This window comes from Albimonas pacifica (genome assembly GCF_900113695.1).
Classification (GTDB): domain Bacteria; phylum Pseudomonadota; class Alphaproteobacteria; order Rhodobacterales; family Rhodobacteraceae; genus Albimonas; species Albimonas pacifica.
The window spans coordinates 174,614-189,214 of the sequence record NZ_FOQH01000002.1 but is presented as its reverse complement, the minus strand read 5'-3'; the positions used below and the strand labels follow the sequence as shown (position 1 = coordinate 189,214).

Annotated in this window: 9 protein-coding genes; 2 read left to right on the top strand and 7 right to left on the bottom strand. The window is 73.6% G+C overall.

The window, feature by feature from the left end:
• Positions 1 to 402: 402 nt before the first annotated feature.
• The 5 genes from BM064_RS03680 to BM064_RS03660 all read right to left on the bottom strand — a co-directional run bounded on the left by BM064_RS03680 (position 403) and on the right by BM064_RS03660 (position 9,054).
• Positions 403 to 2,256: a Y-family DNA polymerase gene (locus BM064_RS03680; protein ID WP_092858007.1), complete on the bottom strand. Its 1,854-nt coding sequence runs from the start codon at positions 2,254 to 2,256 to the stop codon at positions 403 to 405.
• Positions 2,257 to 2,512: 256 nt separating this feature from the next.
• Positions 2,513 to 5,164 (bottom strand): TRAP transporter large permease, encoded by a 2,652-nt coding sequence (locus BM064_RS03675; protein ID WP_092858005.1) that lies wholly within the window; start codon positions 5,162 to 5,164, stop codon positions 2,513 to 2,515.
• Between the two features lie 28 nt (positions 5,165 to 5,192).
• Positions 5,193 to 6,203, bottom strand: coding sequence for a TRAP transporter small permease subunit (locus tag BM064_RS03670; protein ID WP_092858003.1), 1,011 nt, complete (start codon positions 6,201 to 6,203; stop codon positions 5,193 to 5,195).
• A gap of 112 nt (positions 6,204 to 6,315) precedes the next feature.
• Positions 6,316 to 7,401 carry a TRAP transporter substrate-binding protein gene (locus BM064_RS03665; protein WP_092858001.1) on the bottom strand — a complete coding sequence of 362 codons (1,086 nt, stop codon included), beginning with the start codon at positions 7,399 to 7,401 and terminating at the stop codon, positions 6,316 to 6,318.
• Between the two features lie 567 nt (positions 7,402 to 7,968).
• Positions 7,969 to 9,054, bottom strand: a complete 1,086-nt coding sequence (locus BM064_RS03660) for a TRAP transporter substrate-binding protein (RefSeq protein WP_092857999.1) — start codon at positions 9,052 to 9,054, stop codon at positions 7,969 to 7,971.
• Between the two features lie 286 nt (positions 9,055 to 9,340).
• Between BM064_RS03660 and BM064_RS03655 the strand changes: the two genes are divergently transcribed.
• Entirely contained in the window at positions 9,341 to 10,417 is a 1,077-nt protein-coding gene (locus BM064_RS03655) for a glycosyltransferase family 4 protein (protein ID WP_092857997.1), read from the top strand.
• Here the strand turns inward: BM064_RS03655 and BM064_RS03650 are convergent.
• A complete protein-coding gene (locus BM064_RS03650; protein WP_092857995.1) occupies positions 10,399 to 12,111 on the bottom strand; it encodes an AMP-binding protein in 1,713 nt (570 codons plus the stop codon). The genes BM064_RS03655 and BM064_RS03650 overlap by 19 nt on opposite strands.
• Before the next feature lie 376 nt (positions 12,112 to 12,487).
• Between BM064_RS03650 and BM064_RS03645 the strand changes: the two genes are divergently transcribed.
• A complete protein-coding gene (locus BM064_RS03645; protein WP_092857993.1) occupies positions 12,488 to 12,952 on the top strand; it encodes a PaaI family thioesterase in 465 nt (154 codons plus the stop codon).
• A gap of 70 nt (positions 12,953 to 13,022) precedes the next feature.
• Here the strand turns inward: BM064_RS03645 and BM064_RS03640 are convergent, their stop codons facing one another.
• Positions 13,023 to 14,576: a CYTH and CHAD domain-containing protein gene (locus tag BM064_RS03640; RefSeq protein WP_092857991.1), complete on the bottom strand. Its 1,554-nt coding sequence runs from the start codon at positions 14,574 to 14,576 to the stop codon at positions 13,023 to 13,025.
• Positions 14,577 to 14,601: the final 25 nt, after the last annotated feature.

Below are 14,601 nucleotides of genomic sequence, written 5' to 3'. Positions count from 1 at the left end.
TTCGAAACGGCCGCGTCGGGGCGCGTATCCGGCGAAAAAATGGCTCCGTCCAACGGCCTGCCGCATTGCGGCGCCCGCAGCGTTCGTCATGGCCCGGGTGCGGCCCTCAGACGACGGCGCGGGCGGCCCGAAGCGCGAAGACGCGCTGCGGGCTCAACGCCTTGGAGCGGAGACGGTCGGGGACGAAGCCCGCTGCGGGCGGCTCCGTCCGGGGGCCCCTGCCGCCGCGGGCGTACGGACGCGAGGCGGCGCGCAAGCGCGCCGGCGTCGACCGAGAGCCGTCGTCGCGGATCGGGGGCATGTCAGGCGACTCCTCACGCCTTGTTCCGGGCGAGCCGATTCGTCCCCCGAATCGGCCGCCGAGACGGTCTCCATACGCTATTTTGCAGCGCAGCGCGCGCCTCACGCGAAGAGCCCCTGCACGAACCAGGTCCACTGTTCTCCGCGCGCCACGGCGGCCCGGGAGGCGGTCTGGAACAGCCAGATCCGCTCGCCCCGCGCGGTCTCGATCCGCCAGTAGTCGCGGGGGCCGTCGCGCCAGTCGGGATCGTCGAGCCACCATTCGGGCGAGATCCGCTCCGGCCCCTCGGCGAAGACCACCCGCCGCTCCAGCCGGCGCCAGCGGAACAGGGGCGGCGGGCGGCCGGGCTCGAGGATGCGGATCGGCTCGGGGCGCAGCATCAGGATCGGGCGGGGGCCGGGGGGCGCGGGCCAGGGCTCGGTCCGCGGCGCGGCGTAGGCGGCGGGGACCAGGCGGGCGGTCTTCTCGGGGATATGGGTGTCGGCGGCCTCGAAGCGCAGCAGCCGGTCGAGGCCGATGCGCGAGCCCAGCCGCCCCAGCAGGTCGGCGAAATCGTCCCCGCCGCCGGGCCTGCGGCGCGACTCCGCCTCGGCCTGCGCCTCGAAATGGCCCCGGCGCTGAACCATGTGCAACGGCTCGACCACGGTGGCCTGCAGGCGCACGGCGTCGATTCCGAAGCCCGCGTCGAAGTCGTCCAGCGCCTGGTCGAACAGCCGCGCCAGCCGGACCGGATCGCGCCCGGGACGCGCCAGCCCCAGCTCGCGCGCCTGCCCGCTCCCGTCCGCCCGGCGGATCGCGAGGCGCAGGCGGCGCGCGCCCAGCCCCTCCTCCTCCAGCCGCTCGCACAGGCGCAGCAGCAGGCGGCCCAGCGCCGCCTCGAGGTCGTGGCGCAGGCCGATCGGCTCGGGCAGGGTCAGGCGCACGGCGTGGGGGCGCGGCGGGCGCACGGGCGACACCGGCTCGGGCGCCTGGGCCAGCGCCTGGTCGAGGCGGGCGGGCAGCTCGATCCCGAAGCGGCGGGCGAGGGTGGCGCGCGGGATGCCGTAGAGGTCGCCGATCCGCCGCAGCCCCAGCCGCGCCAGCGCGGCGGAGGTGGCGGGCGGCAGGCGCAGGGCGGCCACCGGCAGGCCCGCCAGCGCGGCGCGCCCGCCGCCGGGCGGGGCGATGGCGACCGGGCCGCGCTGCACGGGCTTCAGCTCCGCCGCGTCGCCCCCCGGCCGCCGCCCCCCGCCCCGCGGCCGCGCCCAGCTGCCCCGCGCCCCCCCGCGGGAGGGCGAGCGCACCCGCGTGGCGTGGGCGTCCTGGCGGATCGCGTCCCCGTCGCGCCCGGGCGGCAGGGCGTCGGCGGGATCCTCGCCCGGGGCCGGTCCCAGGCCGCAGCGGGCCAGCGCCCAGGCCGCCCCGCGGCTGTCGGCGACGCCGGCCTGCGCGGTCAGGCCCAGCGCCTCGAGCTCCTCGACCATGCGCGCGGCCATCTCGGCCTCGCCCCCGAAGAGATGCGCGCAGCCGGTGACGTCGAGCGCGAGCCCCCCCTCCCCGGCCAGCTCCGGCGTGTCGGGCGGCGTCTCGGGCGCGACCCAGGGCGAGAAGCGGCCGGCCCAGCGCGAGAGCCCCTCGCGGAAGCGCGCCTCGCCCAGGCGGTCGCGCATCCGGGTGGCGAGAGCGGGGTGGATCGCGCGCGCGTCCGCGAGACCCATGCCGGGCGCGAGCCCCGCCGCCTCGGCGGCGGCGTTGCAGGAGATCAGGCGCAGGCCCGCGGGCCCCTCCTCGGCCACCGCGAAGGCGGCCTCGGCCTCGCCCAGGCGCAGGTGGGCCGAGGCGGGGCGGCGCAGCTCCCGCTCCGCCGCCAGCCGCGGCAGCCACAGGCACAGGATCCGCCGGGACTCCGCGGACACGGAGACGGGGGCGGAGACGGAGCCGGAGACGGGGGCGAAGGCGGGAACGTCGAGGGACATGGCGGCCTCGGGTCGGCGGCGGCGGGGTCGGCGCGGGAACGGCGGCGGGCGCCCGGCCGCCCCGATGCGCGGGGCGACTCGGCGCAGGATGTTCCCTTTATGTTCTCATTTTCGCCCGCAGCCCCCGCCCTGTCGAGTCCGAGCGCAGGGCCCCCCTGCCCCGCCCCGTCAGCTCCTGTCGCCCCCCCGCGCGCCCCTGAATGCGAACGGGCCGCCCCTTTCGGGGCGGCCCGCGAGGTCCGCGCGGCGGCGGCGATCAGAAGTCGAGCGACAGGTCGTGGTGGTTCGCCTCGCAGGCCGCCACCGAGAGCGCCATGTCCTCGGGCATCCGCGTCAGGGCGCGCGCGCCCACCGAGCGGGTGATGCCGTCGACATAGGCGCCCAGCCCCGGCGCCAGCTCCGTCAGCGCCCGGTCGCGCCAGGCGAGCTCGGCGTCGAGCGCGGCCAGCGCGGCGTCCATGGCCGCCAGGGCCTCGGCCTCGTTGGGCTCGGAGTCGCGCAGCGCCCGGCGGGCGTCGTTGACGCCCGAGCGGACGTCGCCGGCCCCCTCGATCTCGCCCACGCGGCTGCGCAGGTCGGAGACCGGCTCCACCAGGTCGGCCGGCGGCTCCTGCCCGATGCGGGCGCGGAAGGCCGCCAGCTCCGAGCGGATTTCGCGCAGGGCCTCGGTCGAGGCCAGCGTCGCCTCGAGCGCGATCGCCGCCTCCGCCGCGCCGTCGGCGGCGCGCCGATAGTCGCGGCGCAGGTCCGTCTCCGCCTTGTTGAGCGTCGCGAACTCCTTGTAAGCGGCGTCCCAGGTCTGCGGGATCTCGGCCGCGAGGGCCTCGATCTGGGCCCGGTGCTCGGCGATCTCCTCGCGGGACTCCGCCTGCTCGGCCTCCGAGCCGGGGTTGAGCCGCAGCTTGGTCTCCAGCGCCTCGATCGCGGCCTCCTCGCGGCGGATGTCGCGCTCGATCCGGCGGACCTCGTCATGGATCGGCCGGTACTCGACCGCCGCCCGGTCCACCGCCTGCGCCGCCTCGTCCGCCTGCGGCAGGGTGGCCAGCGCCGTCTCGGCCGAGTCGAACCCGTCGCGAAGATCCTCCGCGATGTCCTGCGGCAGGTAGCTCAGGTCCAGCGCCCGCCCGTCGGAGATCACCCGGCGGATGGCGTCGCCCTCCTCGCGGATCAGGTCGAGCGTGTACTCCTCGATGCAGGTCTGCAGGCGCGGGTTGCGCGGGGGGGGCGCGGTCTCGGCCGTCAGGTTCACCCGCAGCGGCAGGTAGTTCACCAGCGGCGGGTAGAGCCCCACGATCGCCAGCGCGCCGAGCTGCAGGGAGATGAAGGCGATCACGCCCTTGTAGATCGAGGTCGTCTTCACCGAGCTCGGCGCCACGCCGCGCAGATAGAACAGCGCGAAGCCGAAGGGCGGGGTGAGGAACGAGGTCTGGATGTTCAGGCCGATCATCACGCCCAGCCACACGGCGGTGACGTTGGCGGTGGGGTCGGCCAGCAGGATCGGGGCGACGATCGGCACCACAACCACGGCGATCTCGATGAAGTCGAGGAAGAAGCCGAGGACGAAGATCACCGCCATGACGATGATGAACTGCGACCAGAACCCGCCGGGCAGCCCCTGCAGGAAGTGGCGCACCAGCTCCTCGCCGCCGAAGGCGCGGAAGGCCGCCGTCAGCACCGCGGCGCCCATCAGGATGATGAACACCAGCGAGGTGGTCTTGGCGGTCTCGACCATCACGCCCTTCAGCGTGTCCTCGATATGCATCACCCGGATGCCCGCCCAGGCGAGCGAGACCAGCAGCGCGCCCGCCGCGAACAGGGCGAGGTAGAGGCCGGTCTGGTCGTCCTCGGGCCCGATCGCCTTGATGTTGAGCGGCCAGACCGTGCCGATGACGTAGAGCGCGATCAGCGAGCCGATGGCGATGAGCGCCGGCCAGTAGGCGCCGCGCTCGTCCTCCTTGAGGCGGTAGGAGGCCATGATCATCGCGCCGGCCGCGCCGATGGCGCCGGCCTGGTTGACGGTGGCCACGCCCGCGATGATCGAGCCCAGCACCAGGAAGATCAGCGCCAGCGGCGGCACCAGGATCAGCAGCATCCGGCCCCAGAAGCGCAGGTTCCGCTCGCCCTCGTAGGGGACGGCGGGCGCGAGCTTGGGCTTGAGCAGCGCGAAGATCAGGATGAAGGCCATGTAGAGGCCCACCAGCAGCATCCCCGGCACGAAGGCGCCGAGGAACATCTCGCCCGCGGACGTGCCCGAGACGTCGAGCTCGGAGGGCATCGAGATCTCGCCCGTCGCGGCCTTGTGCAGCGCCTTGCGGGCGTTGGAGGCCTGGTCGGTGGCGGACGCCAGCTGGTCGGCGAGGATGATCAGCACGATCGAGGGCGGGATGATCTGCCCCAGCGTGCCCGAGGCCGCGATGGTGCCGGTGGCGAGCGGCTGCGAATAGCCGTTGCGCATCATCGCCGGCAGCGAGATCAGGCCCATGGCGACCACGGTCGCGCCGACGATGCCGGTGGTGGCCGCCAGCAGCGCGCCCACGAACACCACCGAGATCCCCAGGCCCCCGGGCACCGGCCCGAAGAGCTGGGCCATGGCGACCAGCAGATCCTCGGCGATCTTGGAGCGCTGGAGCATGATGCCCATGAAGATGAACAGCGGGATCGCGATCAGCGTGTCCCGTTCAACCTCCCAGTAGACCCCTCGAAGGTTGGTGACGCCGGCGGAGAGCCACTGGCTCGGCCCCCCGACCTCGAAATAGGCGTCCGGCGAGCCGTCGAGCACGTAGCCCGTCAGCGCCGCCAGCGCGATCGTCAGGATCGCGGAGCCGGGCAACGCGAAGGCGACCGGAAACCCGGAGCCCAGCGCGAAGGCCATCAGCGCGACCAGAACGCAGATGAAGAAGATTTCCATGGTCTCGTCCGTCCCTCGTCGCGTCCCCTCAGGAGACGGCCGCGCCTTCGTGGTCCTTGTGGCCCGGATCGCCGCGCCGGTCGGCGACCGCGTCCAGCGCCATCGCCGCGAACTGGATCATCATCGAGATCGCGAAGATGCCCAGGAAGCCGGCCATCAGGTATTTGACGTACATGCCGAAATTGGTCTGCGTGACCTCGAAGTTCAGCAGCGGCGCCATGATGATCGAGGTGCGCGAGCCCATGCCGAGCACCAGGATCGTCCAGCACAGCGTGGTCCCCAGCACGATCGCGCCGACCGCGTTGACCAGCCCGCGCCGCTTCAGCCCGAAGCTGGCGTAGAACACGTCCACGCGCACGTGCCCTTCCTCGAGCAGCGTGTAGGCCGAGGCGAACAGGAACAGCGCGGCGTACCAGAACCGCACCAGGTCGCCCATGAACGACTGCTCGTAGGAGAAGATGAAGCGCGTGATCACGATCAGCAGCTCGGCCACCACGATCATCAGCGCGAGCCAGGTGAAGCCCAGGGTGCGGGTGAAGAAGGCGGTGACGAAGCCCAGCGCGATCAGCGGCAGGTGGATGACCGCCCCGCGGAACTGCGGCCGGCCCAGCTCGGTCTCGAGCGCGGCGCCGACGAGCTCGTCGAGCATCCCCTCCACCCGGAAGAACGAGATCGCGGCGTCCACCAGGCCCACGTAGAGCACGGCGAAGAAGGCGCCGCGGATCAGCCAGAAATTGAAGGCGGTGATGCGGTCCGCATCCTCGCGCAGGCCGATGACGGGCGTGCGCAGCACCCAGGCGCAGCCCACGAGGGCGGCCAGCGGGTACATCAGCACCAGCAGCCAGCTGCGCAGGTCGCCGCCGCCCGCCAGCGCCTCGGCCGGACCGGGCACGCCCACGATCTGGACCAGCCAGACCTGGATCACGAAAGCGGCGAGCACCGCCAGGTTCGCCCAGGCGAGGCACCGGAACAGCCGGTCCACGCCATCGTTGCCGCCCGCGCGCCCGATGCGCCGGGTGGGATCGTCGGCCGCGATCATCCGCACCTCCCTGGAAAGAAAATCGCGGACGGGGGAAAACCCCCGTCCGCGTCCGAAGTCAAGCGTAGGTCCTTGCCGGCGGTCAAGAAACCGGCCGGCAGATGCAGATGGGTCAGAGCCCCAGCACGCGGTTGCGCTGGTTCACGAAGCCCACCTCGAAGTCCTTCATGTAGCCCGCGAGGCTGCGCAGGTTCTCCTGGAAGTCGGCGTTGATCCGCGCGGCCAGGTCGGAGTGGTCGGCGGTCTCCTCGAAGACCTCCTCCGCCGCCTCGCCGAAGCCCTCCCAGGCGTCGTCCGAGAAGCTGCGCAGCTGCACGCCGTTCTCGTCCACCATGCGCTTGAGGTACTCGCCGTTCAGCGCCGTCGCCTCGTTGTAGGAGTTCGCGAACTCCTGCTCGCAGGCCGCGGTGACGATGGCCTTCTCCTCCTCGGAGAGGTCGGCCCACCACTGGGCGTTGAAGCCCATGCACATGCCGCCGCCCGGCTCGTGCATGCCGCCGGTGTAGTAGTACTTCGCCGCGTCGAAGAACTTCATGAAGTAGTCGTTGTAGGGCCCGACCCACTCCGTCGCCGCGATCGCGCCGGTGACCAGGTTCTCGTAGATCTGGCCGCCGGGCAGCGAGACCACCGAGACGCCGAGCTTCGACATCACCGCGCCGCCCAGGCCCGGGATGCGCATGGTCAGGCCGCGCAGGTCGTCGACCGACTCGATCTCCTTGTTGAACCAGCCGCCTGCCTGGGCGCCGGTGGAGCCCGCCGGCAGCGCCTTGATGCCGAAGCCGCCCGAGAGCTCGTCCCACAGCTCCTGCCCGCCGCGGAACTTCAGCCAGGCGGCCCATTCCGGGTTGGTCATGCCGAAGGGCACGGAGGAGAAGTAGGAGAACGCCGGGTGCTTGCCGGCCCAGTAGTACTCGGCCGCCGAGTAGGCCTGGGCGTTGCCCGAGGCGACCTCGTCGAAGGCGTCGAAGGCGCCGACCCGCTCGCCCGCCGCGAAGTACTGCGTCTGGATCCGGCCGCCGGAGATCCGGGTGATGTTCTCCGCCAGGCGCTGCGCCGACATGCCCACGCCGGGGAAGTCGCGCGGCCAGGTGGAGACGATGATCATCTCCTTGCGCGACTGGGCGAGGGCGGGGGCGGCCAGCGTCGAGGCGGCGGCGCCGCCCAGCGCGGCGCCCTTCAGGAACAGGCGACGGTCCATCGGGAACTCCTGCGGTCGTGGAACGGTCCGGGGAACGCCCCCGATCCGAGTGTCGCCGCGGAGTTACCGTCGCGCCCGTTGCGCCGCAATGCGCCGGAACGAAATTTTCTAAGGGAGCCGCACGATTCTGCGAAATCTGTCGCAACGTCATGCACCTGAACGAAAGGCGCCCCGACGTCAGGCCGACGCCGGCGGGCGCCTCGGCCGCGCCCGGCGCGGGGCGCGGGGGGCAGGCCCTGCGGGCGTCCGAGTCGCCGTCCCGGCCGGCGGCGGCGCCGCGGGGCTGGGCGCGCCCCGGACCGGACGCCGAACTGGCCTGACCTTCGCGCATCGCGTCCTTCGTCGCTCCGTGTCGGGGAGGGGGCTGTCGGTCCCGGCCGCTCGCCTGCCCGCCGGCGCGCCGGCGGGAAGGGGAGCGGCCGGCGCGGACGCCGGCCGCCGCCGGTCCCGGGGGACCGAGGGACGGCGCGACGCTGAACCGGAACGGCGGACGGCCCGGCCGCGGGCCGCGCACGTCCGCCGGAAGCGGCGCCGCCCGGGGGGCGGCGCCGGAGACGGGCCGCGGCCTCAGAGGCCGAGCACGCGGTTGCGCTGGTTCACGAAGGTCATCTCGAAGTTCTTCATGAACCGGCCTTCCTCGCGGAGCGCAGCCTGGAAGTCGTCGTTGATCTTCTTGGCCAGCGGCGAGTGGTCGGCGGTCTCCTCGAAGACCTCCTCGGAGGCTTCGCCGAAGGCGTCCCAGACCTCGTCCGAGAAGGACTCGACCTGCACGCCGTGGTCGTTGACCAGACGGTTGAGGTAGACGCCGTTGTTGGCGATCGCCTCCTCGGCCTGGTTGGCGAGCTCCTCGTAGCAGGCGGCGGTGATCAGCGCCTTCTCCCAGTCGGTCAGACCGCCCCAGAAGCCGGCGTTCATGCCGAAGGAGAGACCGCCGCCCGGCTCGTGCATGCCGCCGGTGTAGTAGTACTTCGCGGCCTCGTAGAGCTTCATGAAGTAGTCGTTGTAGGGCCCCACCCACTCGGTCGCCTCGATGGCGCCGGAGACCAGGTTCTCGTAGATCTGGCCGCCGGGCAGCGAGACGGTGGAGACGCCCAGCTTCGACATCACCGAGCCGCCGAGGCCGGGAATGCGCATCTTCAGGCCGCGCAGGTCGTCGGGCGTCTCGATCAGCTTGTTGAACCAGCCGCCGGCCTGGGTGCCGGTCGCGCCGGCGGGCAGGCACTTGAGGCCGAACTCGGCCCCCAGCTCGTCCCACAGGGCCTGGCCGTTCTTGAACTTGATCCAGGCGCTCCACTCGGTGTTGGTCATGCCGAAGGGCACCGAGGTGAAGTAGGCCCAGGCCGGGTGCTTGCCGACCCAGTAGTAGTCCGCGCCGATGTAGGCCTGCGCGTTCCCCGACGCGACCTCGTCGAACACGTCGAACGCGCCCACGCGCTCGCCCGCGGCGAAATACTGCGTGACCAGCCGCCCCTCGGACAGTTGGGTGATGCGCTCGGAGAGCCGCTGGGCGGACGTGCCGAGCCCCGGGAAGTCCCGGCCCCAGGTCGACACGATGATGATTTCCTTGCGCTCCTGCGCGATGGCCGGCGCCGCGAGCGCGGACGCGGCCACGCCGCCAAGCGCGGCGCCCTTAAGAAACTGGCGTCTCTCCATGAGATCCTCCCTGCGATGTCGACGCCGACGTACGGGGCTCCCTTCCCCTGGCCGGCGATGGGGCCGACTAAACCAGACGTAAACCGCCCCGACAATCGCCTTTCAGCCGCTTTTCAACCATTTCCAGCACCTTCTTGCGGGTATGTGAGACTTCGCGAGCCCCCCGCGTATCGGAATCCGGCGCCGCGGCGACATTGACGCAGCGACCTCCGCGGCGTCGCGCCCATGGCGCGGCCGGCCCGCCCGCGCTACCCATTCGTGCGAGCGGAACGATCGGGAGACCGAGATGGGCGTGTGGCACATCATGCCGGATCACGAGCTGGGCGGAGGCGGGGTGATGATCGCCCGCCTGCTGCAGGCCTTCGACGAGATCGGCGAGGCCGGCGGCCACGAGGCGCTGCTGCCGGTCAACGCCGACCCGCGGATGCGCGAGGTCTTCGCGGGCCTGCCGCACCGCATCGGGGCGTTCCCGGGGCGCGGCTCGCCCGTGGCGATGGCCGCCGACATCCTGCGGCACGCAAGGCCCGGCGACGTCGCCCATGCCCACGGCAGCCGGGCGGCGATGGCGGCAAGTCTCGCCAAGCTCGCCCGGCCCTCGCTGACGGTGATCTACACCGTCCACGGCTTCCATGGCCTCGCCCAGCCCGGGCCGCTGGGGATGCGCCGCAGGATCGAGCACCTGCTGGCGCGCCGCGTCGACGGCACCGCGTTCGTCTCCGACTCCGACGCGGCGCTCGCCGCCGAGCACGGCCTGCGCCACCGCGGCCCGGCCGAGGTGATCGAGAACGGCATGCGCCTGCCCTCGCCCTCGCCCGAGGCGCCGCGCGACGTGGACGTGCTTTTCGTGGGCCGGCTGGTCTACCAGAAATGGCCCCAGGCCTTCATAGAGACCGTGGCCGCCCTGCCCCGCCTCGAGGGGCGCGCGCCCCGGGTGGTGATGATCGGCGCCGGCGAAATGGCCCAGGAGGTCGACGCCCTGGCCGAGCGCATGGGGCTCGAGAACTTCACCCGCCACGACGGCATGGCCCTGGCCGAGACCCAGGCCGTGATGGGCCGCACGAAGGTGCTGGCGATGACCTCCCGCTGGGAGGGGATGCCGACCGTGGCGATGGAGGCGGCGATCGCCGGCGCCCTGGTGATGGGCTTCGACATCCCGCCGCTTCGCAGCGTGGTGAAGCCCGACGGCGACGCGCTGCTGACCGCCTCCGAGCCCGCGGCGCTGGCCGCGCGGCTGGGCGGGATCCTCGCCGACGACGCCGCCCGGGTGGCGCTGGCGGGCCCGCTGCAGGCCCGCACGCTGGAGCGGTTCGCGCCCGAGCGGATGGCGAGGCGCTACCGCGCCCTCTACGACGCGGCGGCCTGAGCCGCGCCTCCGGCCGCGGCCTCTTCCGCCTCGACCTCGTCGCGCAGGTCCTTGCGCGAGAGCTTGCCGACCGTGGTGCGCGGCAGCGCCTCGCGGAAGGCGAGCAGGCGGGGGATCTCGTGGCGCCCCAGCCGGTCCTTCAGGAAGGCCTGCAGGGATTCGAGCGTGAAGGGCTCGTGCCCCGGCTTCAGGGTCGCGTAGGCGGCGGCGCTCTCGCCCCGGTAGGGGTCGGGGCGGCCGATCACCAGCACCTCGGCGACCGAGGGATGCTCGTAGATCGCCTGCTCGATCATCTGCGGGTAGACGTTGAAGCCGCCCGACAGGATCAGGTCCTTCTTGCGGTCCACCAGCCAGAAGAACCCGTCCTCGTCCATCCGCCCCACGTCGCCGGTCAGGAACCAGCCGTCGGGGCCGCGGCTCTCGGCGGTGGCGTCGTGGCGGTTCCAGTAGCCGGCCGAGATGTTGGGCCCGCGCGCCGCGATCTCGCCGATCTCGCCGGGAGCCAGGTCGCGGGCGGGGTCGTCGCCGTCGACCACCTTCAGCTCGACGTTGGGCAGCGGCACGCCGATGGTGCCGGGCTTGGAGTGCTGGGTCCCGCGGGGGATCGAAGTGCCGGCCGCCGCCGTCTCGGTCATCCCCCAGCCGCCCAGGATCGGAAGGCCGGTCGCGCGCTCGAAGGTCATCTGCACCTCGACCGGCAGCGGCGCGCCGCCCGAGCCGCAGTTCATCAGCGAGGTGATGTCGCGGCTCTGCATCTCGGGGTGGTTGGCCATGGCGATCCACATGGTGGGCACGCCGGGGAAGTAGGTGACGCGGTGATGCTCGATGTCGCGCAGCGTCTGGCCCGCGTCGAAGCGCATCCTGAGCACCAGCGTCCCCCCCAGCCGGGTCGAGGACAGCAGGATCACGATCAGCGCGTAGATGTGGAACAGCGGCAGCACGCACAGGGTGATCTGCCGGTCGGGCGTGCCGTAGGTCCCGTCCGACCACTCCCGCACCGCCGCCACGGCGGCGAGCAGGTTGCGATGCGTCAGCATCGCCCCCTTGGGCAGGCCGGTGGTGCCGCCGGTGTACTGCAGCAGCGCCACGTCGTCGGGATCGCCGTCGAGCGGGGGGACGTCCGTCGGAACCCCCGCGGTCCAGTCGGCGAAGCGGATCACGTCCGCGCGCCCCGGCGTCTCGGCCAGCGGCGCGGGGAACGGGCCCCAGTCGTCCTCGTCGCACAGGATCGTCCGCGCGCAGGCGCCCTGGTCGAGCAGGCGCACCGCCATCTCGGTCATCTCGGGCAGGTTGAGGGTGACGAGGGTCGCGGCCCCCGAATCCTCGATCTTGTGGGCCAGCACCCGGATCGGGTCGAGGGGGCTGAGCATCGTCACCCGCAGGCCCGCGGCCAGCGCGCCGAAGAACAGGACCGGGTGGAAGGGGGTGTTGGGCAGGTAGATCGCCACCGCGTCCCCCCGCCCCAGCCCGTCGCGCCGGAAGGCGTTGGCGACCTGCCAGGCCCGCTCGGCGAGCGCGTCCCAGGTCAGCGAGGTCTCGCGGTGGATCAGGGCGGTGCGCCCGGCGTGGAGCCGGGCGGAGTCGCGCAGCATCTGCGGCACGGTCTGCTCGCTCAGCGGCACGGACCAGCGGACGCCCTGCGGGTAGTGCGCCTCCCAGGGGCGGCGGGGTCGGCGGGCGTCGGCGTCGGTCATCTCGGGTCTCCCGGAGCGGGGGGCGGCGGCGGCGGCGGGCGGGCCGGCGCCGGGCGCTTCGACGCTAGAAGCGCGCGGCGCGGTTTTCAATCGTGCGGTATGGACCCGGCCCGCCGCTCCTGCCCGACCGACGCGCCGGGAGGGGCCGCCGCCTCCGCCGCCCGGTATGGCGGGCGGTTCCGGGCTCGCGGCGAGGGCGTCCCCGCCCCGCCGCCCCGCCGCTCCCGGGTCGATGCTGCACCTGCGAGGCGACGTGCCGCGGCGCGGGCGGCTTGACCGCGGGCGCCGCGCGGCGGACTCTGGCGCGGAACGCTCGACCTGCCGCCCGGTCGGCAGGACGCGCCCCGCGCCCCCCAACAGACGGAGCTTCGTGCGCATGAAGACCGCCGAGATCCTTGGCGAGCCGCCGCTGGATTACGACCCCATCGCCGCCGAGGCGACCTATCCCTACCAGGAGCTGCTCGGCTACGAGATCGTCGCCTGGGAGAAGGACTTCTGCCGGGTGGAGATGCCGCTGGAGACGCGGCACCAGAACCGCCAGGGCCTGCCCCACGGCGGCGTGCACGCGACCCTGCTCGACACCGCCATGGGCTTCGCGGGGAGCTGGTGCCCCTACCCCGGCCGCGCGCGCAAGGTGATGACCCTGTCGCTGACGGTGAACTACATCGGCCGCCCCTCCGGCGCCCGCCTGATCGCCGAGGGCCGGGTCACCGGCGGCGGCCGCAAGAGCTACTTCGCCGAGGCGCGGCTGACCGACGACCGGGGGAACCTGATCGCCACCGCCACCGCCTCGATGCGCTATCGCGGCAACTCCGGCTCGATCGAGGGCGACCCGGCCTGAGCGCCGCCCGCGCCCGCGGCGGGATCCGCGGGCGGGGGCGCTCCGGCGGGCGCGCCGGGGTCCGGCGCGTCTATTTCCAGAACGGCTTCAACGCCGCCAGCGCCTCCCAGCGGGCGAGGGCGCGGGTCCAGTCCGCCTCGGCCTTCATCTCCATCCGGCCCAGCATCCGCCCCACCGCGCGCTGCGCGGCCGGATGGTCGGCGCAGGGCGCCCCGGGGCCGGTCAGGCGGGCCTCGGCCATGGCGATGTCGTTGAGTGAGCCGAACACGTTCTGCAGCCGTCGCAGGGCCCTGGCATAGGGGGCGACGCTCTCGCCGGGCCACATCGGGCCGAAGAAATCGACGCCGTAGCGCAGCTTCTTCAACTGCTTGCGCAGCTCGTGCCGGGCCTCGACGTCGAGGCTCTCCAGCTCCCGCGCCTGCCGGCGCACCTTCTTCCAGCGCTTGCCCAGCGCCGCGGCGGCGGTCTCGCCCGCCGGGCGGGCGAGCTGCGCGGTCTGGGCGAGGTCGGTGGGGCGCAGCCAGCCGCGCAGCTCGACGAAGGCCGAGAGGTCGATCAGCAGGCGGCGCGCCTGCGGCCCCGCCAGCGTCGCGCGCAGGGCCTGCCGGGCGGCGAGGCGGCGCGCGGCGACGGCCTCGGCCAGCGCCTCGAAGCCCGCGGCGTCGGCGGGGGCGAGGGCGGCGGCGGGCCCCAGGATCTCGGTCGCCAGCACGTCGAGGTCGCGCAGCTCCCCCGCCGCGGCCGCGAGATCGCGCGCCGCCGCGCCCAGCGCCTCGGCCTGCGGCCCCGCCAGCGCCGGGCCGAACAGCGACAGGGCCGAGCGGGCGCGGCGCAGACCGACGCGGAGCTGGTGGGGCCCGGCGGGGTCGTCGCAGGCCAGGACCACCGCCGCGTTGGCGTCGATCTGGGCCAGGCACTCGCGCAGGATCCGCGCGGCGGCGGCCTCGGTGGTGCCCGCGGGATCGAGCGCGGGCCGCCGCGCCCGGCGCGGCTCCAGCGGCGGCAGCGCCGGGCGGCCCAGGGTCAGGGCGTGCCCGCGGCCGGCCTTCGACATCTCGGAGAACCGCGCGGGCACCGCCTCGAACAGCGCCCGGGCCACCTCGTAGATCGCGGCGGGGGCGCCGGACTTCAGCTCCAGCTCCGCCTCGCGGAAGCCGGCGCGCCGGTCGCCCGCCACCACCTCGCCCACGTCGATGGCGAGCTCCACCTCCCCCCCGGGCACGGCCAGCACCCGCTCGGTCCGGTCGATCAGCGTCTCGAACACCGGGTTGAGGGGGGCGTCGCCCAGCACGTGGCGCACCGCCTCGCGCAGGCCCGGGTCGGGCACCAGGTCGAGGTCGAGCCGCCCCCCCGGCGCCGGCGTCTCCGCCTCGCGCATCGAGAACAGGCCGGCGCCCGCGGCATGGGCGCCGGCCTTCACCGTCTGCACCCAGCCCCGCCCCACCTTGCGCAGCCGCAGGGCGAAGCCATGGGCGCGCAGATCCCCGTCAGGCGTGTCGAAATAGATCGAGCGCAGCTTGCGCCGCCGCGCCGCGCCCTGCGCCAGGCGCCTGAGCGCCGGCGAGGCGCGCAGCGCCGCCTCCCCCGCCTCGTCCAGCAGGAACTTCAGCTCGATCTCGGTCATCTCACGCCTTCATGCCCGGGGCCGC

Bases quoted from the DNA above. Each gene is read 5' to 3' on its own strand.
- BM064_RS03660 (WP_092857999.1), bottom strand. From the start codon at position 9,054: ATGGAGAGACGCCAGTTTCTTAAGGGCGCCGCGCTTGGCGGCGTGGCC.
- BM064_RS03665 (WP_092858001.1), bottom strand. From the start codon at position 7,401: ATGGACCGTCGCCTGTTCCTGAAGGGCGCCGCGCTGGGCGGCGCCGCC.
- BM064_RS03680 (WP_092858007.1), bottom strand. From the start codon at position 2,256: ATGTCCCTCGACGTTCCCGCCTTCGCCCCCGTCTCCGGCTCCGTCTCC.
- BM064_RS03675 (WP_092858005.1), bottom strand. From the start codon at position 5,164: ATGGAAATCTTCTTCATCTGCGTTCTGGTCGCGCTGATGGCCTTCGCG.
- BM064_RS03645 (WP_092857993.1), top strand. From the start codon at position 12,488: ATGAAGACCGCCGAGATCCTTGGCGAGCCGCCGCTGGATTACGACCCC.
- BM064_RS03640 (WP_092857991.1), bottom strand. From the start codon at position 14,576: ATGACCGAGATCGAGCTGAAGTTCCTGCTGGACGAGGCGGGGGAGGCG.
- BM064_RS03650 (WP_092857995.1), bottom strand. From the start codon at position 12,111: ATGACCGACGCCGACGCCCGCCGACCCCGCCGCCCCTGGGAGGCGCAC.
- BM064_RS03655 (WP_092857997.1), top strand. From the start codon at position 9,341: ATGGGCGTGTGGCACATCATGCCGGATCACGAGCTGGGCGGAGGCGGG.
- BM064_RS03670 (WP_092858003.1), bottom strand. From the start codon at position 6,203: ATGATCGCGGCCGACGATCCCACCCGGCGCATCGGGCGCGCGGGCGGC.